Below are 23,847 nucleotides of genomic sequence, written 5' to 3' on the forward strand. Positions count from 1 at the left end.
CGGTGCCGATCTACGACTACCGCTGCGACTGCGGCCTGCGCTTCGAGCGTCTGATCGGGCGCGACGCCCCCGCCCCGGCCTGCCCGGAGTGCGGGGGCGCGTCCCGCAAGGTGCCGTCGCGCCCGGCCCTGCACGGGCGCGCCGACGCGGGCCTGGCCAAGGAGCAGATGCCCCAGACCTGGCGGGGCACCTACCACGGCAACCGGGAGTACGTCACCCGGATGCAGCGCACGTGGGAGCAGCGCGAGCGGCTCGAGGCCAAGCACCCGGAGCTGCGTGGGGACACCCGCCCGGTGGCCGCGCACGAGGGGCGCTACGAGCAGGCCCCGCTGCGGGTGGGGGAGCCGATGCTGGGGTCCGGTTCCTCTGAATCCTCCGGCTCCTCGGGGTCGTCGTCATCCTCCGAGGGTCACGGTCACGGCCATGGGCACGGTCACGGGCACTAGGCGGCGCTGAGCACCCGGACGGTCTCGGCGACGGCGGCGACCCGGGCGCCCCGCACCGCGGTGGCCAGCGGACGCAGGGCGTCGTTGCGGGCCAGGGCGGCCGACGAGGACATGGCGCCGCCGGGATCGTCCCCGGACGCCGCGAGGAGGATCGCCTCCACCTCGTCGGCGTGCTGGAGCACGCGCAGCGGCCGGGGCGGGGTGCCCGTCGGCCACGTCGGGCGCGGCCGGCGGCGCAGCGAGTCCGCGATCTCCTCGCGGACCCCGCGCCGGGGCCGGGCGACGTCGAGCGCGGCGAGGGTGTCGGCCGCGTCGCGGACGAGGCTGCGCAGCTCGTGCTCGGCGTCGGGCAGGCTCGGGTGCGCGGCCGGGGGCACGTCGTCGACCAGGTGCACGGTCCAGCGCAGCACGCCGTCGGCGACGGGCGCGGGGACCGCGGCGAGCCCCGCTCCGGCGAGCACCGCGCACTCGCCGGCCTCCATCGCCGCGGTGCGCAGGGCGTCGGGACCCGGGAGCCCGCGGACGTCCCCGGCCGCGGGCAGGACGACCCGGGCGTCGGGACCCGTCGGCGAGCAGCGCTTCCGGGCGAGCGCGAGCAGCACCGTGAGCCCCGTGCCGGCCCGGTCCGGGGTCGGCAGGTCGGTGACGGCGGCCGTCGCGGCGTCGGCGGCGACCAGGTCGTGGGCCTCGGACCACGGGGTCAGCGCATCGAGGACGTCGTCGGCCGCGGCGGAGCCCGCGAGCCACGCCGCGCTCCACACGGCCAGGGAAGCACTCGCGCAGGGCACCCGATCACGATACGGGCGCCGCGGAGGTGGGGCTCCCGGGCGGCGGGCTCGCCAGTTCGATCTCTCCAGAGTGCCGACAGCGCTCGCCACCCGTCCGCGAGGGGCACCGTGCGCAGGCGCGCCCGCCCGTTGATCATGCGCCACGTGCCTGTCGCGTCGGCGGCCCCGCGAGCACACTCGACCCGCCGCAGCGAGGGACGCCCCGACTGCCCCGGACGCAGCGAGGGTGACCCTCGCTCGACCACCCTGGGCGTGTCGAGCCCGGACGATCATGGCGCGCCGTTAGCGTCCCGCCCCGTGGCGAGGACTCAGGGCCGGGGCATGCACGGTTCCTCCGGAGATGCCAGCTTCCGCTCGACCGGCGGGGCGGTCCGCGCCCCGGGCCGCGCGGGCGGGAGCGGGCCGTCGTCCGGCGCCGGGCGCACCGGCGGGCTGCCGGGGCTCGCGCCGCACCAGCCCATCCGCGAGGTGGTCTCGGTGGTCGCCGAGCCCGGGCTGGTCGTCGAGGACGCCGCCGAGACGTTCTGCGGCGCGGTGATCCGCGCGGACATCCGCGAGGTCGTGCTCGAGGACGCCGCCGGGCGCCGGCGGCTCTTCCCGAACAAGCCCGCGGCCTTCCTCCACGAGGGCCGCCCCGCCACCCTGATCCCGCCGCAGCGCGCCGCCGGGCCGGATCCCGCGGTCCAGCGCTCGGCCTCGGGCTCGCGCCGCGTCGAGAACGTCCGCGCCAAGACCGCGCTGCCGCACCGGATCTGGGTCGAGGGTCTGCACGACGCCGCGATCGTCGAGCGGGTCTGGGGCCACGACCTGCGCGTCGAGGGCGTCGTCGTCGAGCCCCTGCACGGCGCGGACGTGCTCGTCGACGCGGCCCGCGAGTTCGGCCCGGGCCCCGACCGGCGTCTCGGGGTGCTCGTCGACCACCTCGTCACCGGCTCCAAGGAGTCCCGCATCGCCGAGGGCCTGCGCCGCGAGCTCGGGCCCGCCGCGGCCCACGTCCTCGTGCTCGGCCACCCCTACGTCGACATCTGGGAGGCCGTGAAGCCCTCCGCGGTGGGGATCGCGGCCTGGCCGACCATCCCGCGCGGCATCGAGTGGAAGCGCGGCGTGTGCGAGGCACTCGGGTGGGGCGACGACCGCGACGGTGCCCGGCGGGTCCTGTCGTCGGTGTCGTCGTGGTCCGATCTCGAGACGCCCCTGATCACGGCCATGGAACAGCTGATCGACTTCGTGACCGTCGGTCCCTGAATTCACCTGCACCGACACCCCGGCGTGGCACACTCACCGGTGTGATCCCGCTGCTCTGGCTCGTCGCGGGAGTGCTCCTGATCGCGGTCGAGCTGATCTCCGGCACCCTCGTGCTGCTGATGCTCGGCGTCGCCTCGCTCGTCGCCGCCGGCGCCTCCGCGCTCGGCGCGCCGCTGGGGCTGGACGTCGCGGTCTTCGGCCTGTCCGCGGCGCTGCTCGTCCTTCTCGCGCGCCCGCCGCTGCTGCGCCGCATCCACGGATCGCGCGAGGACGGCTCGGCCAACGCCGGACCGACGGCGCTGCTCGGGGCGCTGGCCGAGGTGGTCGAGCCGATCACCCCCGCCGACGCGGGCACCGTGCGCATCGGCGGCGCGCTCTGGACGGCCCGCGCGCTGCACGAGGGCGCCGAGCTGGCCACCGGCGACCCCGTGGTCGTCGTCGACATCCGCGGGGCGACGGCGGTGGTCACGGCGGAGGTCGCCGGGCCCGCGCACCCGTCCCGCCCGCCCCTGCAGGGAGAGGGCTAGCTGATGGACCCCGTCACGCTCGTGCTGTACGTCGTGTCCGCGATCGTTCTCATCCTGATCATCACCGCGGTGGTCAAGAGCGTCACCGTCGTCCGCCAGGCCGAGGCCGCGGTGATCGAGCGGCTCGGGCGCTACCAGCGCACCGCCGCGCCCGGCCTGACGATCCTGGTGCCGTTCATCGACCGCATCCGCGAGCGGGTGGCGCTCTGGGAGCAGGTCGTCTCCTTCCCTCCGCAGCCGGTGATCACCCAGGACAACCTGACGGTCTCCATCGACACCGTCGTGTACTACCAGGTCACCGAACCGCGCAACGCGGTCTACGAGATCTCCGACTACATCAACGGCGTCCAGCAGCTCACCACCACGACGCTGCGCGACGTCGTCGGCGGGATGAGCCTGGAGGAGGCGCTGACCTCCCGCGAGACGATCAACACCCGCCTGCGCCGGGCCCTCGACGACGCCACCGGGCCCTGGGGCCTGCGCGTCGTGCGCGTCGAGCTCAAGGCCATCGACCCCCCGCCCTCCATCCAGCACTCGATGGAGCAGCAGATGAAGGCCGACCGCGAGAAGCGGGCGATGATCCTCACGGCCGAGGGCCACCGGGAGTCGTCGATCGCCGCCGCGCAGGGCAACAAGCAGGCCGCGATCCTCAACGCCGAGGGCAACAAGCAGGCCGTGATCCTCGAGGCCGAGGCCGACCGCCAGGCGACCATGCTGCGCGCCCAGGGCGAGCGGGCCGCCGCGTTCTACCAGGCGCAGGGCGAGGCCAAGGCGATCGAGAAGACGTTCGCCGCGATCAAGGCCGGCCGTCCGACGCCCGAGATGCTGGCGTACCAGTACCTGCAGACGCTCCCGCAGATGGCGCAGGGCGACAGCAACAAGATGTGGGTCGTGCCCAGCGACTTCGGCAAGGCGCTCGAGGGCTTCACGAAGATGCTCGGGGCGCCCGGCGAGGACAGGGTGTTCCGGTACCAGCCCTCGCCCGAGGACTCCACGGCCGCCACGCGCCCGGGTCACACCGACGAGGACGTCGCGGACTGGTTCGACATGAGCACCGACCCCGAGATCGCCAAGGTCGTGGCCGCCGCCGAGCAGCGGGCCGACGCCGCCGTCGCGGAGCCGGAGACCAACGGCCTCGGGCGCCACGCCACCGACGGCGTAGGCCTCCCACCGACCGACACCGTCTGAGCCGGGGGCCACCTCGTAGATTGGGGCCATGCTCGATCGCGCCCTCGTCGACGGCCTGTTCCCGGCCGACCTACCCGAGCCCGCCGAGCTCGAGGAGCGCTACCCGCCGCGCGGGCTCGCCGACGGTGCGCTCGTCACGCGCTTCGGGCCGAGCCCGACCGGGTTCGTGCACGTCGGCGGCCTGTACACCGCGATGGTGTCGCGCGACCTCGCCCACTCCACCGACGGCGTCTACGTCCTGCGGATCGAGGACACCGATCAGAGCCGCGAGGTCGAGGGCGCCGACGCGCAGTTCACCCGCGCGTTCGACGCGTTCGACCTCGTCCCCGACGAGGGCGACACCGCACTCCCGGCTCCGCGCGGGGAGTACGGGCCGTACCACCAGTCGCAGCGCGCCGCGATCTACCAGACCTACGTGCGCGAGCTGATGCGCGAGGGCCGGGCGTACCCGTGCTTCGCCACCAAGTCCGAGCTCGCGCAGATCTCCGACGCGCAGCGCACGCTCAAGCTGCCGACCGGGTACTACGGCCGCTGGGCACCGTGGCGCGACGCCTCCGCCGAGGACGTCCGGGCGGCGCTCGACGCCGGCAAGCCGTGGGTCGCGCGGTTCCGGTCCGAGGGAAAGGTGGGGGAGCGGTTCGCGTTCACCGACCGGCTGCGCGGCCGGGTCGAGATGGAGGACAACCACAACGACGTGGTCGTCCTCAAGACCTCGGAGAGCCCGACGCGGCTGCCGACCTACCACTTCGCCCACGCCGTCGACGACCACCTCATGCGCACGAGCCTCGTCGTGCGTACCGAGGAGTGGCTCTCGTCGGTGCCGACGCACCGCCAGCTGTTCGCCGCGCTGGGCTTCGAGCCCGTCGACTACGCGCACCTCGCGCCGCTGATGAAGCAGGAGGGCGGCTCGAAGCGCAAGCTCTCCAAGCGCAAGGACGCCGAGGCCTCCGTCGACTACTACCTCGAGGCCGGCTTCCCGGTGCCCGCCGTGCAGTACTACCTGCGCGGGCTCGCCAACCCTCGGCTGGCCGAGGTCCCGCTGGACGAGGCCCTGGCGACGCCGTTGCGCCTCGACGAGTTCGGGCTCGCGGGGCCGCTGGTCGACACGGTGAAGCTCAGCGACATCTCCGCCGACCACATCGCGACGCTGTCGGGGCCCGACGTGCTCGCCGGGGTGCGGGCGTGGGCCACCGAGTACGACCCCGAGGTCGTCAAGGTGCTCGACGCGAACCCCGAGCTCGCGCTCGCGGCGATCGACGTCGAGCGGGTGGGCGTGGAGAACCCGCGCAAGGACCTCGCGAAGTGGTCGGACTTCCGCGAGGCCTACGGCTTCTTCTTCCCCGAGCTCTTCACCGACGTCACCGACCCCGGCGACGAGCGGTTCGGCGAGCTGGACGCGTCGCTGGTGCGCACCGTCGCGGCGGATCTCGCGGACACGTACACGCACGAGGGCGACCAGCCGACGTGGTTCCAGCAGATTCGCGACCTCGCGACCCGCCACGGTTTCGCGCCCAACCCGAAGACGTACAAGAAGGACCCCGACGCCTACCCGGGCATGCTGCGCGACGCCGCCAACGTCGCCCGCGTCGCGATCACCGGGGCGCAGCGCAGCCCCGATCTCTACGAGGTCACCCGGGCCCTCGGGGCCGACGAGGTCGTGCGCCGGCTGCGCGCCACGGCGGGCACCGCGGGCTGAGGGCCGTGTACGTCCGCACCGGCCAGGGCCGCCGCATCGCCTACGACCGCGAGGGTTCGGGCGGGCGTCCGCTCGTGCTCGTCGGCGGCCTGGGGCAGATGCGGGCCACCGACGCCGCGACCCGCACCCTGTGCGGCGAGCTCGCCGCCCGCGGGTTCGACGTCGTGCACCACGACCGGCCCGGGCGGGGCGACAGCACCGGCGACCCGCCGTTCACCCTGGCCGGGGAGGTGGAGGCCCTCCGCGCGCTGGTCGACGAGCTCGGCGGGCGGGCGGCGCTCTACGGCAGCTCCTCGGGCGGCGCGATCGCCCTGGGCGCCGCGACGCGGATCCCGGGGGTCGACCACCTGGTGCTCTGGGAGACCCCGCTCGGCACCGACGGCTCCGCCGACGCCCGGGCCTGGCACGCCGGCATCGTCGAACGCACGAGGTCCGCAGGCCCCGAGGCGGTGCTGCGCTTCGCGATGGACGGCATGCCCCCGGAGTGGCTCGACGGGATGCTCGCCGGCCCGGACCGCGAGCGCTACCTGCGGCTCGCGCCGACGACGGCGGCCGATGCCGAGGCGCTCGCGTGGGCGGCCGACGCCCTGCGCGACGGCACGGTCGCCCGGGAGGTCACCGCGCCGACGACGGTGCTCACCGGCACCTCCGCCTGGCCGCTGTTCGTCGAGGCCGCCGACGCGCTGGTCGACGTGCTGCCGCACGCGGAGCGCGGCGATGTGCCCGGGGCCGCGCACGGCTGGGAACCGGCCGATCTCGCGCGGGTGCTGGCCGAGGTCCTGCTCTAGGAGCCATGCTCGCGGCGTCCTGCTTCCGGCGTCCTGCTTCCGGGCGCACCCCGGTCGTCACATTCCGAGGACAGTGGGCGTCATGAGCCCGACGACCGTGCCCCTGCACCTCGGAGCCCACGCGCCGACGGCGGGTGTGGACCTCTCCGGCGTCGCCGCGGTCGGCGACACGCTCTTCGTCGCCCCGGACGAGGGCTCCTCGCTGCTCGCGCTGCGGCGCGACGGTCGGGGGTGGGGCAGTCCCGACGAGGTGCCGCTCGGCGAGGCCGTCGACCTGCCGGGCAAGCCCGGCGAGGAGGTCGACGCCGAGGGGCTGGACGTCGTCGACGGCTGCCTGTGGGTCGTCGGCTCGCACAGCCCGAAGCGCAAGCGGGTCAAGCCCGGCACCGACCCGGCGGACGTGCCCGCGTGCCTCGCCAGGACGTCGAGGGAGAAGTCGCGGCGCCTGCTCGCCCGGCTGCCGCTGCAGGACGGGCCGGACGGCCCGCGTCCCGCACCCGGCGCGGGGGCCCGCCTGCCGTCGGGCCGACGGGGTCTGTGGGGCGCGCTCGCCGACGACGAGCACCTCGGCCCGTTCCTCGGCATCCCGGGCAAGGACAACGGGTTCGACGTCGAGGGCGTCGCCGTGCTGGGGGAGCGGGTCGTCCTCGGGCTGCGCGGACCGGTGCTGCGCGGGTGGGCCGTGCTGCTGGGGCTGGCGGTGCACGTCGACGGCACTGAACTGGTGCTCGAGGGGATCGACAAGGTCTTCCTCGACCTCGACGGCCTCGGTGTGCGCGACCTCGCCCGCGCCGGCGACGACCTGCTCGTCCTCGCGGGCCCGACGATGGTGCTCGACGGGCCGGCCCGCGTCCTTCGCGTGCCGGGCGCGGCGGCCGCCCCGCTCCCTCCGGCGATCCCGCGCGACGGGATCGAGACGGTCGCGGAGCTCGCCGTCGGCGTGAGCTGCGACCGCCCCGAGGGCCTCGCCGTCCTGCCCGAGGGTCTGCTCGTCCTGCACGACACCCCGGCTGCCCACCGCCTCGACGGCGAGACCCTCCTGGGAGACCTGTGGCCTGCGGCCACGTGAGTGATCCGGGTTGCCTGGCAACCCTGATCACTCACGTGGGAGGCCCCTCACACGTTCATCGCCACGTACTTGATCTCGAGGTACTCGTCGATGCCGACGGTGCCGCCCTCGCGGCCCAGGCCCGACTGCTTCACGCCCCCGAAGGGCGCGCCGGCGTTGGACACCATGCCCTGGTTGAGCCCGACCATCCCCGCCTCGAGGCGCTCGGAGAGCCGGATCGCCCGGCTCAGGTCCTTCGTGTACAGGTAGCTCACCAGGCCGAACTCGGTGTCGTTGGCAGCGCGGATCGCGTCGTCGTCCTCGGTGAAGGTGAAGATCGGCGCCACCGGGCCGAAGATCTCCTCCTTGGCCAGGCGCGCCGAGGTGGGCACGTCGGAGAGCACCGTCGGCGGGTAGAAGTAGCCCGCGCCCGAGGGAATCTCGCCCCCGGTGCGCAGGGTGGCGCCCTTCTGCACGGCGTCGTCGACGAGCTCGGCGACCTTGTCACGCTGGTCGGCCTCGACGAGCGGGCCGACCTCGACACCCTCCTCGGTGCCGCGCCCGACCTTCATGTCGGCCATCCGGTCGACGAGCTTCTTCGTGAACTCCTCGGCGACGTCGGCGTGGATGTAGAAGCGGTTCGCCGCGGTGCACGCCTCGCCGATGTTGCGCATCTTGGCGAGCATCGCGCCCTGCACGGCCTCGTCGACGTCGGCGTCGGCGCACACCACGAACGGGGCGTTGCCGCCGAGCTCCATCGACGTCTTGAGCACCTGCTGCGCGGACTGCTCGATCAGCTTCTGCCCGACCTCGGTGGACCCGGTGAACGACAGCTTCCGGATGCGCCCGTCGGCGATCAGCGGCCCCATCACCTTGCCGGTGGACGTCGTCGTCACGACGTTGAGCACGCCGTCGGGCAGGCCCGCCTCGGCGAGGATGTCGGCCAGCTTGAGGATGGTCAGCGGCGTCAGGCTCGCCGGCTTGATGACCATCGTGCAGCCGGCCGCGATCGCCGGGCCGATCTTGCGGGTGCCCATCGCCAGCGGGAAGTTCCACGGCGTGATCAGCAGGCACGGCCCGATCGGCTGACGCATCACGAGGACGCGCCCGCTGCCGGTGGCGTTGACCTTCCACTCGCCGGAGATCCGCACGGCCTCCTCGGAGAACCAGCGGAAGAACTCCGCGGCGTAGGTGATCTCCGCCTTGGACTCGGCCAGCGGCTTGCCCATCTCCAGCGTCATGATCAGGGCGATGTCGTCGGCACGCTCGGTGATCAGCTCGAACGCGCGGCGCAGGATCTCCTCGCGTTCGCGGGGTGCGGTGGCGGCCCAGTCGGGCTGCGCGTCGTGCGCGGCCTGCAGCGCGACCATGCCGTCCTCCGGCGAGGCGTCCGCCACGTCGCAGAGGAGCTCGCCCGTCGACGGGTCCTCGACGCCGAACGTCCTCTGCTCGGTGGCGTCACGCACCGATCCGCCGATGATCAGTCCCTTCGTGACCTCGTCGATCACGCGACGTTCCCGGTCGGTCTCGGCCATGCGTCCCCTCCCGCTTCGTCACGTCCCGATCGGGACGTGCACGACTCATCCTCGCCCCGCTAGGTGCCCCCGTCTCCGCAGGCCCATGCCGACCGTCCGGCCTAGGCTCCGGCCCGTGTCCCGACCCCACCACCACGTCCGCGCCCGACCCGACCTGCCCCAGCGGGTGGGACCGGAGGCGAGTGCCCTCGTCGTCGGCGGCGGGATCGCGGGCGTGACCGCCGCGCTGGTCCTCGCCGAGCGGGGCGTGAAGGTCGAGCTGCTCGAGGCGGCGCCGCACCTCGGCGGGCGCCTCGGCACCTGGGACCGGCGCCTGGCCGACGGCAGCGAGGTCGTGGTCGAGCACGGCTACCACGGCTTCTTCCGGCAGTACTACACGCTGCGCGACATCCTGCGCCGCCTCGACCCGGACCTCGGCTTCCTGCGCGACGTGGGCGGCTACCCCATCGCGAGCCGCCCGTCGGTGGGCTGGGAGCCCGAGGACTTCACCGCGCTGCCGCGCACCCCGCTGCTCAACCTCGTCGCCCTCGTCCTGCGCAGCCCGAGCTTCAAGCTCGGCGAGCTGCGGCACGTGAACGCCGACGAGGCGCTGGCGATGCTGCACTACGACCCCGTCCGGACCTACGCCGAGCACGACCACCGCAGCGCGGCGGAGCTGCTCGACTCCCTCGGCTTCTCCGACCGCGGCCGGGCCATGCTCTTCGAGGTCTTCGCGCACTCGTTCTTCAACGTCGAGCAGCGTTACTCGGCGGCCGAGTTCCTGGCGATGTGCCACTTCTACTTCACAGCCAACCCCGAGGGCCTCGGCATGGACGCCACGACCGAGGACTACCGCACCTCGCTGTGGGAGCCGTTCACGCGCCTGCTGGAGAAGCACGGGGCGACGGTGAGCACCGGGACGCGCGCGGTGGCGGTGCGGCCCGACGGCGCGCACGGGTGGGCCGTCGACGTCGAGGGCGAGCCCGCCCGCCACGCCCGCCACCTCGTCGTCACCACCGACGTCCCGGCCACGCGCGACCTCGTGGCCGCGTCCCCCGAGCTCGTCGCCGCCGCCCCGGGGCTGGCGCGGCGGATCGCTGCGCTGCCGAGCGGCGAGCCCTACGTCGTCGCCCGGCTGTTCTGCGAGGGCGACGTCGACCCGGCGCGGGCGGTGTTCACCGGCGTCACCCGCGAGGAGGTCCTCGACTCGGTGGCGCTCTTCCACCGGCTCGAGGGCGGGTCGGCGCGCTGGGCCGCCGAGTCGGGGCCGGGACGGCGCTCGGTGATCGAGCTGCACTCGTACGCCTGCCCGTCCGGGACCCCGACCGACGACCTCGTCGCGGCGATGCGCACCGAGCTCGCCGCCCTCTGGCCCGAGACCGCTGACCTGCGCGTGATCGACGTCGAGGCGCACCGCTACACCAACGCGCCGGGCTTCGACCCCGGCTACCACCTCGTGCGGCCCGGCGTCCTCACCGACGCCCGCGGGCTGCGCCTGGCCGGCGACTGGGTGGCGAGCGACGTCCCGTCGGCGCTGATGGAGCGCGCGGCCGTCACCGCGGTCACGGCGGCGAACGACGTCCTGCGCGAGGAGGGCGTCGGCCCGGAGCCGATGCGCTCGATCCGCCCGCGGGGCATCCTCGCCGGCCGCCGGCCGTGAGCGATGTTCGGGGCCATAGCCCCGAAGATCGCTCACGTGGGGCGAGCACGGCAGGTGGGGGCGCGACGCGATACCGTCTGCGCGCCGCCGGGGAGACCGGCGCGACGACCTGGGAGGGAACCGAGTGCCGAACCGACGGACGGCCGGGCGCACCGCGGCCCTGGCGGCCGTACTGCTCGCCGGGGGCATCAGCCTGAGCGCCTGCGTCTTCCCGGCCGAGCCGGCCCCCGGATCGCCGTCGAACCCGGACCAGTTCTCCACCGAGGGCTTCCCGCCGCCCGGGCCGGCCCCGCAGCCCGGCGTGATCACCCCCGACCCGGTGGCCCCGGCCGCCCCCGCGGAGGAGCCGCGCCCGCCCGAGGGACCGGTGCCCACCGAGGGGCCCCGCACCAGCGGCAGCGAGCCGGAGCCCACCGGCGCGCCGGCCCCGCCGCCCGGCAGCTGACGCTCACTCCGGTCCGTCCGAGGTCTCGGGCGTCGGCCGCGCGCACAGGGCGACGCCGCCCAGCCCGATCGCCCCGCTGACGACGAAGATCACGAGCAGGCTCGGCGAGAGCGTCCCGGTGACCGCGTCGCCCAGCAGCACGACCGCCGTGGTGCCGGGCACCAGTCCGAGCGCCGTGCCGCCGAGATAGTGCCGCCAGCGCACGCTCGTCACCCCGAACGTGTAGTTCAGCGGCGCGAACGGGATCATCGGGACCAGGCGCGCCGACAGCACCGACAGCAGCCCGCGCGACGACAGGCGTGCCTCGAGCAGGCGCACCCGGCCCGGCCCGAGCCGGTGGATCGCGCGTCCCCCGAGGCGCCGGGAGATCCCGAAACCGGCGGCCGCCGACGCCGTGCTCGCCACCACGCACAGCGCCAGCGCCAGCCACGGCCCGAAGAGCAGGCCGGCGGCCAGCGAGAACGCGGTGCGCGGGATCGGCGTGGTCGTGACGAGCGCGTGCGCGAGCAGGAACGTCAGCGGCGCCCAGGCGCCGAGGGCACGGACCCGGTCGCGCAGCTCCAGCGCCGTCGGCAGCGGCACCACGAGGGCGAGGGCGACCGCGGCGAGCAGCACCACGGCGAGCACGACCCAGCGGGCGCGACCGGAGGTCAGCGAGAGGAGGCGCACGGATTCCGCCTCCACCGCAGCGTCGGGTGCCGAACGGACGCGAGCCTACTCAACCGATGCGTGTGAACAGCCCCTGATAGGCGACGACGAGGCCGACGGGGTCGACGGTCACCGCGAACTCGCCGTAGGTGGGGTCGGCGTAGGTGTAGGTCGCGAGGCCCCGGGCGTCGTCCGGGCCGCGGCGGTAGATCTGCCGCACGCGGTGCACGGCGAGCGACGGGACATCGAGCCACGCGACGTCGACCGCGGCCTCGCCGCCGACCGGCAGGTCGAGCCGGCGCACCGGCAGCGCGTTGGTGAGCGGCGTCGCGGAGACGTCGATGTCGGTGCAGCCCCGCAGCTCCGGCCAGGGCCGCCCGTCGAGGGTCCAGTCCCCGAGCGCGTCGACCGACAGCGTCACCCGTTCGAGACCGTCGTCGGCGAGCACCTCGACGAACACGGTGCGGGTCAGCCACGCCCGGTCGGCGATCACGGAGAACCGCAGCGACCAGGCCCCGTTGTCGTCGCGTACGACGGCGGACCCGTCGAGGAGGTGCGCACCGTCGGGGTGCTCGTGATCAGGAGCGAAGTCGGACACGGCGCCGTGCGCGAGTCCGTCGGAGACGTCGAGGCGTCGCCACAACGCGGAGTGCAGGGCCACGCGGGGATCGTGGCAGACGCCCCGACGGCGATCCGCGCGTGCCGGTCGCACCGGCGTGGCACGATCGCCGCGTCATCGGTCCGGTGCCGGACGCGCCGGCGCGGAGGGAGAGTGCCCGAGGTGAGTGGTCCCTCGTCCGACGAGAACGACGAACCACGGGAGGCCCGCGCCGACGAACCGACCCCGCCGCGCGGCACGCCCGGTCCGGACACTTCGGTGCCGGCCTGGGACCCGTCAGAGGGCTCTGCGGGCACCGCAGGCACCTCGGGCGGTGCCGGTGGGTCGGCACCGCCGTCGTCCGGCTTCGCGTCCCCGGCGGAGGGCTCGGCGGGCCAGGGCACCTCGGGCTACGGCGCGCCGGGGTACGGCGCGCCGGGTTACGGCGCCTCCGGGAACCAGGGGTACGGCAACCAGGGCTACGGCGGCCAGGTTCCCGGCGGCCCCGGCTTCGGGGGCCAGGGCGGCCAGGGATATGGGGGCCAGGCTCCCGGCTACGGGGGCCAGGCTCCCGGCTACGGGGGTCAGGCTCCCGGCAGCCCCGGCCCCGGCTACGGCCCCGCCGGCTTCGGCGGTGGCCCCGGCCCCGGCCCCGGCTTCGGACAGGCCCCCAAGCCCGGCATCGTCCCGCTGCGCCCGCTGGGCCTCGGCGAGGTCCTCGACGGGGCACTCGGCTACATCCGCGCGCACCCGCGGGTGGTGCTCGGTGCGTCCGCGATCGTCGCGGTGATCAGCCAGATCGTCCAGGTCGTGCTGCAGCTGGTGGTGACGTCGTCGGCCGAGGGGCTGGGCGGGTCGCCGGACCTCGCGCAGGTCACCGGTCTCGTGGCCGGCGCCGGCGTCACCGGGTTCGTCGGCGCGATCATCACGCTCGTCGCGACGGCCGTGCTCACCGGCGTGCTCATGGTGGTCATCAGCCGCTCGGTACTCGGCGCGCCGGTCGACGCCGGCGAGGTCTGGCGTGCCGCCCGCCCGCGCGTCCCGGGCGTGCTCGGGGTGGCGGTGCTCGTCGCGCTCATCGCCCTGGGGATCCTCGTCGTCGGCGCGGTGCCGGGCCTGTTGCTGCTGGCCGTCGACGGGGTGCTGGGCGGCGTGGTGATCGGGATCGGGGTGCTCGCGGCGATCGTGGTCGTCGTGTGGCTCTCGGTCTCGTGGTCGCTGGCCACGCCCGCCTACGTCCTCGAGGGCGTCGGCGTCACCGAGGCGCTGCGGCGCTCGTGGTTCCTCGTCACCGGCCGGTTCTGGCCGGTGTTCGGCATCCAGCTCCTCGGCGGCATCATCGCCGCGGTGATCGCGGCGGTGATCGCGCTGCCGTTCCAGTTCCTCGGCACCGCGCTCGGTGTCGCCACCTCGAACGGGGATCCGGCGAGCATCACGTCGCTCCCGGTCCTGCTGATCAGCGCCGTCGGCGCGATCATCGCCACCACCCTCACGACGCCGTTCCAGGCGGGCGTCACCGGCCTGCTCTACGTCGACCAGCGCATGCGCCGGGAGGGCTTCGACATCGAGCTGCAGCGGGCCGCCGTGGGCGGGGGTGGCACGGGCGGAGGCGGGGGACGCTGATGGTCCCGCCAGGGAGTCCCGTCCCGCCCGGGACTCCCGCCCCGCACGCGGTGCCGATCGACCTCGGCGCCGACCCCGCCCGCGAGCTCGCCCGCGAGGAGCTCGCTCGGGCGATCTACTCCGACGCCGCCCCCGACCCGCTGTCGGCGGCGCTGCAGTGGCTGGCGCGCCGCATCGAGGACCTGCTGCGCGCCGCGTCCGGCATCTCGCCCGGCGGCGGGTGGGGGCTGCTGGTGATCGTCGTGCTGGTGGTGGTCGTGGTGGTGCTGGTGCGACGGCGCTTCGGTCCGCTCGCCCGCACCACGGCGGTGCCCGGCGGCGTGCTCGGCGCCACCGACCGCACCGCCGCCGAGCACCGGCGTCTCGCCGCGGAGCACGCCGCGGCGGGGAGGTACGACGACGCGGTGCGCGAGCGGATGCGCGCCATCGTCCGGTCGCTCGAGGAGCGCACGCTGCTCGAGCCCCGCCGCGGGCGCACCGCCGGCGACGCGGCCCGTGAGGGCGGCCGGGCGCTGCCCGCCGCGGCCGGGGCGCTGCAGGACGCGGCGCGGCGCTTCGACGAGACGGTGTACGGCGGGCGTCCCGCCGACGCCGACACCGTGGAGCTGATGCGGGCCGCCGACGACGCGGTGGCCGCCACGCGCGCGGTCGGCGTCGCGTGACCGAGGGGGACGTCGCGCGCGGAGACGCTGCGGCGTCGTCCGCGGCCACGACGACCGCGGGTCGTCGCTGGCGCGGCCCGGTGCTCGTCGTCGGCCTCGTGCTGCTCGCCGCGCTGGTCATCGCCGTGCTGGGCGCCGCGCCGCGCACCGGGGAGCTGGACCCGGAGGCCGCGTCGCCCGACGGCGCGCGGGCGCTCGCCGCACTCCTCGAGGCCCAGGGCGTGCGGGTCGAGACCGTCACCGACCTCGACGCCGCCACCGCCGGCGCGGGACGCACCGTGCTCGTCGCCCTGCCCGCGCAGCTCAGCACGCGCCAGCGCGACGCCCTCGCCGCGTCCCGGGCCGACCTCGTCCTCGTGCGCCCCGACGAGCGCACCCTCACCGCGCTGGCCCCGGGCGTCCGCCCCGAGCCGATCGAGCTGCCCGAACCCACCGAGCCGGCGTGCGGGCTGCGCGCCGCGGTGCTCGCCGGGCCGGTCGACCTCGCCGGCGCCGCGTACTCCACCGCCGATCCCGCGGCGGCCCGCTGCTACCCGACGGGCACCCCGAGCGGCGCCGTGTCGCTCGTCGAGGTCCGGGACCGCGGGCGCACCGTCACCGTCGTCGGGGACGCGGCCCCGTTCACCAACGACGTCCTCGACGAGCGCGGGAACGCCGCCCTCGCGTTGAACGTCCTCGGCGCCCACCCCGACCTGCTCTGGTACCTGCCGGTGCCACCCCCGGCCGAGCCGGGGCAGGAGCGCGGCACCTCCGAGCTCCTGCCGCCGGGCTGGGTGTGGGGGCCGGCGCAGCTGCTCGTGGCCGGGCTGGCGCTCGCGCTCTGGCGTGGGCGGCGCCTCGGGCGCGTGGTCACCGAGAACCTGCCGGTGGTCGTCCCCGCCGGCGAGACCGTGCGGGGCCGGGCCCGGCTCTACCGCCGCGCCGGGGCGCGCGACCGGGCCGCGGCCGCCCTGCGCGCCGACGCGCGCCGCGACCTCGCCGGGCGTCTCGGTGTCCCGCGGAGCGCCGGGGACGGCGCGGTCGTCGACGCGACCGCCGGGCGCACCGGGTGGCCGGCCGGGGCGGTCGGCGCCCTCCTGGCCGGCCCGGCCCCGGCCGACGACGCCGCACTGGTGACGCTCGCGGGCGAGCTCGACCGCCTCCGCTCCGCCGTCCGCGACGCCTCGGGAGCGACCCCTGGCGCCCCCGGACCGCGGGCGTGATCGGATGCAGGTGTGACCGGCACGGGGGAGATCAGCGGTGACGAGGCCCGCGAGGCCCTGCTCGCGCTGCGCCGCGAGGTGGCCAAGGCCGTCGTCGGCCACGACGCCGCCGTGACGGGCCTGGTCATCGCTCTGCTCACGCGCCGGCACGTGCTGCTCGAGGGCGTGCCCGGCGTCGCCAAGACGCTGCTCGTGCGCTCGGTGGCTGCGGCGCTCTCCCTCGAGGAGCGCCGGGTGCAGTTCACCCCGGACCTCATGCCCGGCGACGTCACCGGCTCGCTGGTCTACGACGGCCGCAGCGCCGAGTTCTCGTTCCGCCCGGGCCCGGTGTTCACCAACCTGCTGCTCGCCGACGAGATCAACCGGACCCCGCCGAAGACCCAGGCCTCGCTGCTGGAGGCGATGGAGGAGTTCCAGGTCTCGGTGGACGGGGTCCCGCGCCCGCTGCCGGACCCGTTCGTGGTGGCCGCGACCCAGAACCCCGTCGAGTACGAGGGCACCTACCCGCTGCCCGAGGCCCAGCTCGACCGCTTCCTGCTCAAGCTCGTGCTGCCCCTGCCGGCCCGCGACGACGAGATCCGCATGCTCACCCGGCACTCCGAGGGCTTCGACCCCCGCGACCTCGCGGCCGCCGGCGTCGCGCCGGTCGCGGGCGCCGAGCACCTGCGCGCCGGGCGGGCCGCCGTGGCGCGCGTGACCGCCCGGCCCGAGCTGCTCGCCTACGTCGTCGACCTGTGCCGGGCGACCCGGGCGTCGCCGTCCCTGCGCCTCGGGGTCTCCCCGCGCGGGGCGACGGCGCTGCTGCTCGCCGCGCGCAGCTGGGCGTGGCTCTCGGGTCGTCCGTACGTCACGCCCGACGACGTGCAGGCCCTCGCCCTGCCGGTGCTGCGCCACCGGGTCGCGGTGCGCGCCGAGGCCGAGCTCGAGGGCGTGACCGCGGACGGCGTCGTGTCCGGGGTGCTCGGCGCCGTGCCGGTCCCGCGGTAGACCGGGGCGGGTGGGCGCACGACATGGCCGTCACCGGGCGTCTCGCCCTGCTGGTGGCCCTCGGCGCGCTGGTCGTGGGGCTGGGGGTGCCGTCGCTGCTCGGGGTCCTGCTCGTGTCCGGGACGCTCGCGCTGGTCGCCGTCCTGGACGCGCTGGCGGCGGTCCCCGTCGGGAGCCTGCACCTCGACCGCGAGCAGGACCCGGACCGGGTCACGACGCTGCGGCTGGGGACGTCGCTCGAGGTCGCGCTGCGGGTGGCCAACCCCGGCCGCCGCCGCGCGACCCTCGTGCTGCGCGACGCCTGGGAGCCCTCGGCGGGCGCGCTGCCCGCGCGGCACCGGCTCGTCGTGCCGGCGGGGGAGCGGCGCCGGGTGGCCACCACTCTCACGCCGACCCGACGCGGCGACCGGGACGCCGTCCGGGTCACCGTCCGCTCGCTCGGTCCCCTCGGGCTCGCCGCGCGCCAGGGCGGGCGCACCGTCCCGGCCCGCGTGCGGGTGCTCCCGCCGTTCGGGTCCCGCCGCCACCTGCCCTCCCGGCTGGCACGGATGCGCGAGTTCGACGGCCGCCGCGCGATCCAGGTGCGGGGCCAGGGCACCGAGTTCGACTCGCTGCGCGAGTACGTCGCGGGTGACGACGTCCGCTCGATCGACTGGCGGGCGTCCGCGCGCTCCCCCGAGCTCGTCGTGCGCACCTGGCGCCCCGAGCGGGACCGCCACGTCCTCGTCGTGCTCGACACCGGCCGCAGCTCCGCGGGCCGAGTCGGCGCGCGGGCCGGCTCGGACGGCCCGCGGCTCGACGCCGCCCTGGACACCGCGCTGCTGCTCGCCGCGCTGGCCTCGCGCGGCGGCGACCGCGTCGACCTCCTCGCGCTCGACCGCGAGGTCCGGGCCTCGGTGCTCGGAGCGACGGCAGGTGACCTGCTGCCCGCGCTCGTGACGGCCATGGCGCCGCTGGAGCCGCGGTTGGTCGAGACCGACATGCGCCTGCTCGCGGCGTCCGTCCTCGCCCGTGCCGGGCAGCGCAGCCTCGTCGTGCTCGTCACGGGTCTCGACGAGGCGGCCGTCACCGAGGGCCTCGACCCGGTGCTCGGGAGCCTGCTGCGCCGGCACACGGTGCTGCTCGCCGCCGTCGACGACCCGGAGCTCGCGACGATGGCCGCCGGGCGCGGGGACGCCGAGGCCGTCTACACCGCGGCCGCCGCCGAGACCGCCCGTGCCGCTCGGCGCCGGACCGCCGAACGCCTCGCCCGGCGGGGTGTCGAGGTCGTCGACGCGGGGCCCGAGGAGCTGCCCCCGGCCGTCGCCGATCGCTATCTCGCCCTCAAGGCGGCGGGGCGGCTCTAGCTAGGCGTGCGGGAAGTCCTCGCCGGTGAACGGCGTGGGCTCGACCATGACGAGCCAGTTGCCGCAGCTGTCGCGGAACACGGCCTCGACGCCGTAGGGGCGCTCGGCGGGCTCCTGGACGAACTCGACGCCCAGCTTCGCCAGCCGTTCGTGCTCGGCCCGGCAGTCGTCGGTCGAGAGGCCGATGCCGCCCATCGACCCCGCCGCGAGCGCGCGGCGGACGGCGCCCGCCATCTCCTCGGTCAGCGGCGGGCCCGGCACCATCAGCGTCACCTGCAGCTCGGGCTGCTCCGGGTGCACGACCGTCACCCAGCGGAAGCCCTCGCCCATCGTGATGTCAGTGCCCTCGACGAAGCCGAGGACGTCGCAGTAGAAGCGCTTGGCCTCGTCCTGGTCGGTGACGTAGACGGTGACGAGCGAGACGTTGGTGATCATGCCGAGGATTCTCCTCGCGGGGGGACCCCGACCGGCTTCTCGCGAATTGCGCGATCGCTGAGCCCGTGCATCAGCACGAAGCACCCCGGGATGCGCGGCGGGCCGGTCCGTGCCCAGCGCGCCTGGTACTCCGACGGGCTGGCGCCGACGAGCCGCCGGAACCGGGTCGAGAACGACCCGAGCGACTCGTAGCCCACCAGCCGGCACACCTCGGTGACGGTGAGGTTCGTGGCGCGCAGGAGATCCTGGGCGCGCTCCACACGCCGCTCGGTGAGGTACGCGTGGGGCGTGAGCCCGTAGGTGCGGGCGAAGCAGCGCAGGAAGTGGTACTTCGACAGGCCCGCCGTCGCGGCCAGGGCGTCGAGGTCGAGGGGCTGCGCGTAGTCGCGGTCGATGCGGTCGCGCGCGCGGCGCAGCCCGACGAGCAGGTCCTCCGGGACGGTGCTCATGTCGGGAGCGTGTGACCGCGACGATCGGCGGCGAGGTCGGCGAGCGCGGGCGCGGACGGGCCGTGGCGGCGCACCAGCACCACGCCCCACAGGACGTAGGCCGCGAACCCGGCCTCGGCGAGCACCCCGATGCCGATCCGGGCGGCGGTCGGCAGCCCCGAGGGCGTCACGAAGGCCTCGATCACCCCGGAGATCAGCAGCAGCACGGTGACCCCGAGCGCCATCCCCGCGGTGGTGCGCCCCTGCCGGGCGAGGGACTCCGAGCGCGTCGATGGGCCCGGGTCGATCCAGGACCACCCCAGCCGCAGCCCGGCGCCGGCCGCGACGAACAGGGCCGTGAGCTCCAGCAGGCCGTGCGGGGTGATCAGCCCGAAGAACAGGTCCGCCCGGCCGTTGGCCGCGAGGATCCCGCCGGAGAGCCCGACGTTGACGACGTTCTGCAGCAGCACCCAGAGCACCGGGAGGATGAGCACGCCGGTGATCAGGCAGACGGCGGCGAGCCAGGCGTTGTTGGTCCAGACCCGGGCGGCGAACGACGACGCCGGGTCGGAGCTGTAGTAGGACGCGAAGTCCTCCTCCACCAGCCGGCGCGTCTCCTCGGGCGGGAGCAGGGCGGCCTGGACGTCGGGGGAGCGGGCCACCCAGACCCCGACGGCGACCATCACCACCGAGCTGACCGCCAGCGTCGTCAGCCACCAGCGCCACGACGACGCCAGCGCCACCGCGAAGCCGACGGTCGCGAACCGCGTGAGGTCACGCCACGCGGGGCCGCTCGAGCCGGTGATCGCGGTGCGGGCGCGGGCGACCAGCGTCGAGAGCCGCGCCACCAGCGCCGGGTCGGGCGACGTCGAGCGCACCACGGAGAGGTGGGTGGCCGTCCGCTCGTAGAGCGCCACGGCCTCGTCGACCTCGTCGCCGGTCCAGCGGCGCCGGTCGAGCAGGGCGGCGAGGCGGTCCCAGTCGGGCCGATGGGCCGCCACGTAGGCGTCGACGTCCACGCCGCCGATCCTTCCACCGAGCGCGGGCCGACGCTGGCACGATGGCTCTCGTGGACCGCGTGGTGATCGGGGAGGCGGTCGAGCTGGACGTGCGCACGGCGCGCCTGCCCAGCCGGGCGCTGGGCCTCGCGCTCGACGTCCTGATCATGCTGGTGCTGCTGCTCGTCGTCCTGCTGGTGATGTCGGCGGTGGGGGCGGACGTCGACCCCGCGCTCGCCGCTGCGGTCTCCCTGATCACCACCGTCGGCGTGTTCGTCGGCTACCCGCTGCTGTGGGAGACGCTCACGCGCGGCCGCTCCCCGGGGAAGTACGCGATGGGGCTGCGGGTGGTGCGCACCGACGGCGGGCCGATCGTGTTCCGCCACGCCCTCGCCCGCGCGCTCGCCGGGTTCATCGTCGACTTCGGGCTGTTGTCGCTGTTCACGGGCCTCATCGGGATCGTGGTGTCGGCGAGCACGGCCCAGGGGCAGCGGGTCGGCGACCTCCTCGCCGGCACGGTCGTCGTCCGGGAACGGCTACCGCGCACGGGCCTCGAGAGCCTCCCGCCGCCCGACCCCGGGCTCGCGGCCTGGGCACGGGGCTGCGAGCTCTCCCGCCTCCCGGACGACCTCGCCCTCGCCGCCCGCCAGTTCCTCGTGCGCGCCCCGCAGCTCGCGGGCGCGGTACGGGCGTCGCTGGCCGAGCGGCTCGCGGCCGATGTCTCCGCCCGCGTCGCCCCACCACCACCGCCCGGCGTGCCGGCCGAGCCCTACCTGCTCGCGGTGCTGGGCGAACGCCGCCGCCGCGAGACCGACCGCCTGACGGCCGGGGCGGGCGCCGCGCCGCCGGGGAGCGGGCCACCGGGGAGCGGGCCACCGGGGTGGGCACCGGCGGTCCCGGCCGGCGCTCCCGTGGGGATGGCCCCCGGACCGGGCGCGCCTGCACCGTCCCCGTACGCGCGCCCCGGCGCGCCGTTCGCTCCCGCGGCCGAGGCCCCGCCGGCGACGCGCGCGGAGGAGTCCACGCCCTCGCCGGGCGGCTTCGCCCCGCCCGGCTGAGCCTCCGGTCCCGTCCGACCCGACCGCGATGCTTCGGAAACCGAAGCGTTCTCGTCGACCTCCTCGGGCCTCGGCGGAGCTCCCGGAACCGGACGACCCGGTCGAGACCCTTCGGAAACCGAAGCAATCGCCCACACCCCGCCGACCCCCGCGACGGCCGGCCGGGACCGGCTTGCCACGATCGGCGCCGTGCCCTCCGAGCCCGCCGCGCCCCCCACGGACGTCGGCACCGCGCGGCACCCGGGCATCGTCGTGGCCGCGCCGGTGCTGGGCGCCATGGCCCTGGTCAGCGCGTGGACGGGCTGGGGCGGGCTGGCGCTCGGCCTGCTCGCGGTCGTCGTCGCCCTGGCCGCTCTCGCGCGCCTGCGCGGCTCCCGGGACACGAGCCGTCGCGGTCCCCTCGCCGGGCTCGCGCTCGGTGTCGTCGCCGTCGGGATCGCCGCCGTCGTGGAGTGGAGCACCCTCGCCGGGGCCGTGACCTACCTCGAGACCGGCGGCGTGCGGACCCTCGACGAGTGCATGCGCCAGGCGCAGAACGAGAAGGAACAGCACGTCTGCAAGTCCCAGCACCTCGACGAGTACCGCGCCCGGTACCCGAGCGAGATCGACCCGTGACGCGGCGCCCTGGAATCGCGGGGCCGATCGCCGGTGCCCTGCTCGGGGTGCTCGCCGCCGCCGTCGCGGTGCTCGTGCGCGGGCCCGTCGGCTACCCGGACCTCGGGCTCCCCGACCCGGGCCTCGCCGTCCGCGTCGCCGTGCCGGTGCTGCGCACGGTGGTCGACCTGGCCGGCGCGGCGACGGTCGGCGGGCTGCTCGTGGCGCTCGTCGTCAGCACCCCGCCCGCCGGCGACGAGCCGTTCAGCGCGGAGGGCCGGCGGGCCCTGGGCGTCGCGCGGTGGGCGGCCTGGGTGGGCGCGGCCGGCGCGGCGCTGTCGGTGCCCGCGACGCTCGCCGACTCGACGGGCGGCGGGCTCCCGCTTGGCCCGGACCTTGTGACGGTGATGCTCGCGCGCGGCGAGCCGGTGAGCTGGCTGGTCGCCGCCGGCCTCGGGGTGGCGACGGCCGTGGCGGCCGGCGAGGTGCGGCGCCGGACCGGGGGCACGGGGGTCCTCGCGCTCGCCGTCGCGGCCCTGCTCGTCCCGGTCGCGACCGGGCACGCCGCCGACGGGGTGGGCCACGACCTCGCCCTGCCCGCGCTCGCGGGTCACGTCGTCGCGGCGGCGGTGTGGACGGGGACCCTCGGGGTGCTCGTGGTCCTGCGCCTGCGCGACCCGCGGGCGACCCGGCGCGCCGCCCGCATCGGCACGGCCGCGGGCGTCGCGACGATCGCGTCGGGGGCCGTGGCCGCGGCGGTCGCCCTGCGGGGCGCCCCGCACACAGGGACCGATTACACGGCCCTGGTCCTGCTCACCGCGGCGCTCGGCGTCCTGGCCGGCGCAGCCCTGTGGCGCCGGCGGACCGGCCGCGTGACCCGGCCCGTCGAGCTCGGCGTCCTCGCGGTCGTCGTGGGGCTCTCGGCCGTCGCGACCCGCGCGGTCCCGCCGGTGCAGGCCGCGGGCGCGATGAGCACCCCGACCGCGGTCCTCGGCTACGGCCTGGCCGCGGCGCCGGACCCCGAGGTGCTCGCCACCTCCTGGCGCCCCGACCTGACCGCGCTGGTGCTCGCCGTGGTGCTCGCCGCGCTCTACGCCGGTGGGCTGCGCCGCCTCGCCGCGGAGGGCGCGCGGTGGCCGGCAGGGCGGTCGCTGGCGTGGTTCGGGGGATGCGCACTGCTGGTCGTCGCGACGTCGTCGGGGCTGGGGCGCTACGGACCGGCGGTGCTCAGCGTCCACGTCGCGGGACACATGCTGGTGGCGACGGCCGTCCCCCTGCTGTGGGCGCTCGGCGCGCCGATCGTGCTGGCGCGCCGCACCCTGCGCGAGGCCCCGCCGGGCGGTCCGGAGGGCCCGGCGGAGTGGCTCGAGCATGTCCTGGCCGCGCCGACCCTGCGCCGGGCGAGCCATCCGCTGGTCGCCCTGGTGCTCGTCGTCGCCTCGCCCGTGCTGCTCTACCTGACCCCGGTCTTCGCGCTGACCCAGCCGCTGGGCTGGCTGCAGCCGCTGATGACGCTCTGGTTCCTGCTGGTCGGGGTGCTGTTCCTCGGCCCGCTGGTGGGAGGCGCACCCGACGGCCCCGGCCTGCCCTATCTCGCGCGGCTGACGTTCCTGCTGGCCTCGATGCCGGTGCACGCGCTCGTGGGGCTCGCCCTGCTCGCCACCGACCGTCCCGTCTCGCGGACGCCGGTGCTGCCCGCGGGCGGGGGCCGCGGGCAGCTGTTCGTGGACGACTTCTTCGTGCGCCTGCGCCTGCCGTGGGCGCCGGACCTGCTCGCCGACCAGCACCTGGCCGGCATCCTGACCTGGCTGCTGGGCGACCTCCCGCTGCTCGCCGCGGTGGTGGTCGTGCTCGTCGCGTGGTCGCGCCAGGCCCGGACGGGGGAGGCCGACCTGCTGGTGGGTCTCGGATCACGCTGAGCTG

At 75.9% G+C, this 23,847-nt stretch carries 24 protein-coding genes; 17 read left to right on the top strand and 7 right to left on the bottom strand.

What is annotated here, in order from left to right; all coding sequences use genetic code 11:
- Positions 1 to 2: 2 nt before the first annotated feature.
- Entirely contained in the window at positions 3 to 446 is a 444-nt protein-coding gene (locus tag PH189_RS18955) for an FmdB family zinc ribbon protein (RefSeq protein WP_274190384.1), read from the top strand.
- On the opposite strand, the gene PH189_RS18960 is transcribed toward PH189_RS18955, so the two are convergent.
- On the bottom strand, positions 443 to 1,234 hold the full coding sequence (locus PH189_RS18960) for a hypothetical protein (RefSeq protein ID WP_274190385.1): 792 nt from the start codon (positions 1,232 to 1,234) through the stop codon (positions 443 to 445). The genes PH189_RS18955 and PH189_RS18960 overlap by 4 nt on opposite strands.
- A gap of 297 nt (positions 1,235 to 1,531) precedes the next feature.
- Here PH189_RS18960 and PH189_RS18965 point away from each other — a divergent pair, with 297 nt between their 5' ends.
- The 6 genes from PH189_RS18965 to PH189_RS18990 all read left to right on the top strand — a co-directional run bounded on the left by PH189_RS18965 (position 1,532) and on the right by PH189_RS18990 (position 7,747).
- On the top strand, positions 1,532 to 2,479 hold the full coding sequence (locus PH189_RS18965; RefSeq protein ID WP_274190386.1) for a DUF3097 family protein: 948 nt from the start codon (positions 1,532 to 1,534) through the stop codon (positions 2,477 to 2,479).
- A 41-nt stretch (positions 2,480 to 2,520) separates the two neighbouring features.
- Entirely contained in the window at positions 2,521 to 3,006 is a 486-nt protein-coding gene (locus PH189_RS18970; RefSeq protein WP_274190387.1) for an NfeD family protein, read from the top strand.
- Positions 3,007 to 3,009: 3 nt separating this feature from the next.
- Entirely contained in the window at positions 3,010 to 4,194 is a 1,185-nt protein-coding gene (locus tag PH189_RS18975; protein WP_274190388.1) for an SPFH domain-containing protein, read from the top strand.
- A 28-nt stretch (positions 4,195 to 4,222) separates the two neighbouring features.
- Positions 4,223 to 5,890 carry a glutamate--tRNA ligase gene (locus PH189_RS18980; protein WP_274190389.1) on the top strand — a complete coding sequence of 556 codons (1,668 nt, stop codon included), beginning with the start codon at positions 4,223 to 4,225 and terminating at the stop codon, positions 5,888 to 5,890.
- A gap of 5 nt (positions 5,891 to 5,895) precedes the next feature.
- Complete coding sequence (locus tag PH189_RS18985) at positions 5,896 to 6,678, top strand: alpha/beta fold hydrolase (RefSeq protein WP_274190390.1); 783 nt, start codon at positions 5,896 to 5,898, stop codon at positions 6,676 to 6,678.
- A gap of 82 nt (positions 6,679 to 6,760) precedes the next feature.
- Positions 6,761 to 7,747: a DUF3616 domain-containing protein gene (locus tag PH189_RS18990; RefSeq protein WP_274190391.1), complete on the top strand. Its 987-nt coding sequence runs from the start codon at positions 6,761 to 6,763 to the stop codon at positions 7,745 to 7,747.
- Between the two features lie 47 nt (positions 7,748 to 7,794).
- On the opposite strand, the gene PH189_RS18995 is transcribed toward PH189_RS18990, so the two are convergent.
- Complete coding sequence (locus PH189_RS18995; RefSeq protein ID WP_274190392.1) at positions 7,795 to 9,261, bottom strand: NAD-dependent succinate-semialdehyde dehydrogenase; 1,467 nt, start codon at positions 9,259 to 9,261, stop codon at positions 7,795 to 7,797.
- Between the two features lie 115 nt (positions 9,262 to 9,376).
- Between PH189_RS18995 and PH189_RS19000 the strand changes: the two genes are divergently transcribed.
- Together PH189_RS19000 and PH189_RS19005 are read left to right on the top strand one after the other, a co-directional pair.
- Positions 9,377 to 10,900: an FAD-dependent oxidoreductase gene (locus tag PH189_RS19000; RefSeq protein WP_274190393.1), complete on the top strand. Its 1,524-nt coding sequence runs from the start codon at positions 9,377 to 9,379 to the stop codon at positions 10,898 to 10,900.
- 124 nt (positions 10,901 to 11,024) lie between these two features.
- On the top strand, positions 11,025 to 11,345 hold the full coding sequence (locus PH189_RS19005; RefSeq protein WP_274190394.1) for a hypothetical protein: 321 nt from the start codon (positions 11,025 to 11,027) through the stop codon (positions 11,343 to 11,345).
- Between the two features lie 3 nt (positions 11,346 to 11,348).
- Here the strand turns inward: PH189_RS19005 and PH189_RS19010 are convergent, their stop codons facing one another.
- Both PH189_RS19010 and PH189_RS19015 read right to left on the bottom strand, forming a co-directional pair.
- On the bottom strand, positions 11,349 to 12,014 hold the full coding sequence (locus tag PH189_RS19010) for a TVP38/TMEM64 family protein (protein WP_274190395.1): 666 nt from the start codon (positions 12,012 to 12,014) through the stop codon (positions 11,349 to 11,351).
- Between the two features lie 49 nt (positions 12,015 to 12,063).
- Positions 12,064 to 12,654 carry a putative glycolipid-binding domain-containing protein gene (locus tag PH189_RS19015; RefSeq protein WP_274190396.1) on the bottom strand — a complete coding sequence of 197 codons (591 nt, stop codon included), beginning with the start codon at positions 12,652 to 12,654 and terminating at the stop codon, positions 12,064 to 12,066.
- A 120-nt stretch (positions 12,655 to 12,774) separates the two neighbouring features.
- Between PH189_RS19015 and PH189_RS19020 the strand changes: the two genes are divergently transcribed.
- The 5 genes from PH189_RS19020 to PH189_RS19040 are packed head-to-tail and all read left to right on the top strand — an operon-like array spanning position 12,775 to position 18,411.
- Entirely contained in the window at positions 12,775 to 14,214 is a 1,440-nt protein-coding gene (locus PH189_RS19020; protein ID WP_274190397.1) for a DUF7847 domain-containing protein, read from the top strand.
- A 50-nt stretch (positions 14,215 to 14,264) separates the two neighbouring features.
- Positions 14,265 to 14,876, top strand: a complete 612-nt coding sequence (locus PH189_RS19025; RefSeq protein ID WP_274190398.1) for a DUF4129 domain-containing protein — start codon at positions 14,265 to 14,267, stop codon at positions 14,874 to 14,876.
- Positions 14,873 to 16,078 carry a DUF4350 domain-containing protein gene (locus PH189_RS19030; RefSeq protein WP_274190399.1) on the top strand — a complete coding sequence of 402 codons (1,206 nt, stop codon included), beginning with the start codon at positions 14,873 to 14,875 and terminating at the stop codon, positions 16,076 to 16,078. Before PH189_RS19025 ends, PH189_RS19030 begins: the two co-directional genes overlap by 4 nt.
- 12 nt (positions 16,079 to 16,090) lie before the next feature.
- Positions 16,091 to 17,065 (top strand): AAA family ATPase, encoded by a 975-nt coding sequence (locus tag PH189_RS19035; protein WP_274190400.1) that lies wholly within the window; start codon positions 16,091 to 16,093, stop codon positions 17,063 to 17,065.
- A 23-nt stretch (positions 17,066 to 17,088) separates the two neighbouring features.
- Positions 17,089 to 18,411 carry a DUF58 domain-containing protein gene (locus PH189_RS19040; RefSeq protein ID WP_274190401.1) on the top strand — a complete coding sequence of 441 codons (1,323 nt, stop codon included), beginning with the start codon at positions 17,089 to 17,091 and terminating at the stop codon, positions 18,409 to 18,411.
- Here PH189_RS19040 and PH189_RS19045 read toward each other — a convergent pair whose 3' ends face one another.
- Genes PH189_RS19045 through PH189_RS19055 form a run of 3 tightly spaced genes read right to left on the bottom strand, consistent with a single transcriptional unit; the run spans position 18,412 to position 20,293 of the window.
- Positions 18,412 to 18,846, bottom strand: coding sequence for a VOC family protein (locus PH189_RS19045; RefSeq protein WP_274190402.1), 435 nt, complete (start codon positions 18,844 to 18,846; stop codon positions 18,412 to 18,414).
- Positions 18,843 to 19,295 (bottom strand): helix-turn-helix transcriptional regulator, encoded by a 453-nt coding sequence (locus PH189_RS19050; protein ID WP_274190403.1) that lies wholly within the window; start codon positions 19,293 to 19,295, stop codon positions 18,843 to 18,845. The genes PH189_RS19045 and PH189_RS19050 overlap by 4 nt, the downstream gene beginning before the upstream one ends.
- Complete coding sequence (locus PH189_RS19055) at positions 19,292 to 20,293, bottom strand: stage II sporulation protein M (RefSeq protein ID WP_274190404.1); 1,002 nt, start codon at positions 20,291 to 20,293, stop codon at positions 19,292 to 19,294. Before PH189_RS19055 ends, PH189_RS19050 begins: the two co-directional genes overlap by 4 nt.
- 41 nt (positions 20,294 to 20,334) lie before the next feature.
- Here PH189_RS19055 and PH189_RS19060 point away from each other — a divergent pair, with 41 nt between their 5' ends.
- The 3 genes from PH189_RS19060 to PH189_RS19070 all read left to right on the top strand — a co-directional run bounded on the left by PH189_RS19060 (position 20,335) and on the right by PH189_RS19070 (position 23,843).
- Positions 20,335 to 21,330 (top strand): RDD family protein, encoded by a 996-nt coding sequence (locus PH189_RS19060; protein ID WP_274190405.1) that lies wholly within the window; start codon positions 20,335 to 20,337, stop codon positions 21,328 to 21,330.
- A 189-nt stretch (positions 21,331 to 21,519) separates the two neighbouring features.
- Positions 21,520 to 21,945: a hypothetical protein gene (locus tag PH189_RS19065; protein ID WP_274190406.1), complete on the top strand. Its 426-nt coding sequence runs from the start codon at positions 21,520 to 21,522 to the stop codon at positions 21,943 to 21,945.
- Positions 21,942 to 23,843: a cytochrome c oxidase assembly protein gene (locus PH189_RS19070; protein WP_274190407.1), complete on the top strand. Its 1,902-nt coding sequence runs from the start codon at positions 21,942 to 21,944 to the stop codon at positions 23,841 to 23,843. Before PH189_RS19065 ends, PH189_RS19070 begins: the two co-directional genes overlap by 4 nt.
- Positions 23,844 to 23,847: the final 4 nt, after the last annotated feature.

Source organism: Actinomycetospora chibensis, assembly GCF_028737215.1.
Classification (GTDB): Bacteria; Actinomycetota; Actinomycetes; order Mycobacteriales; family Pseudonocardiaceae; genus Actinomycetospora; species Actinomycetospora chibensis.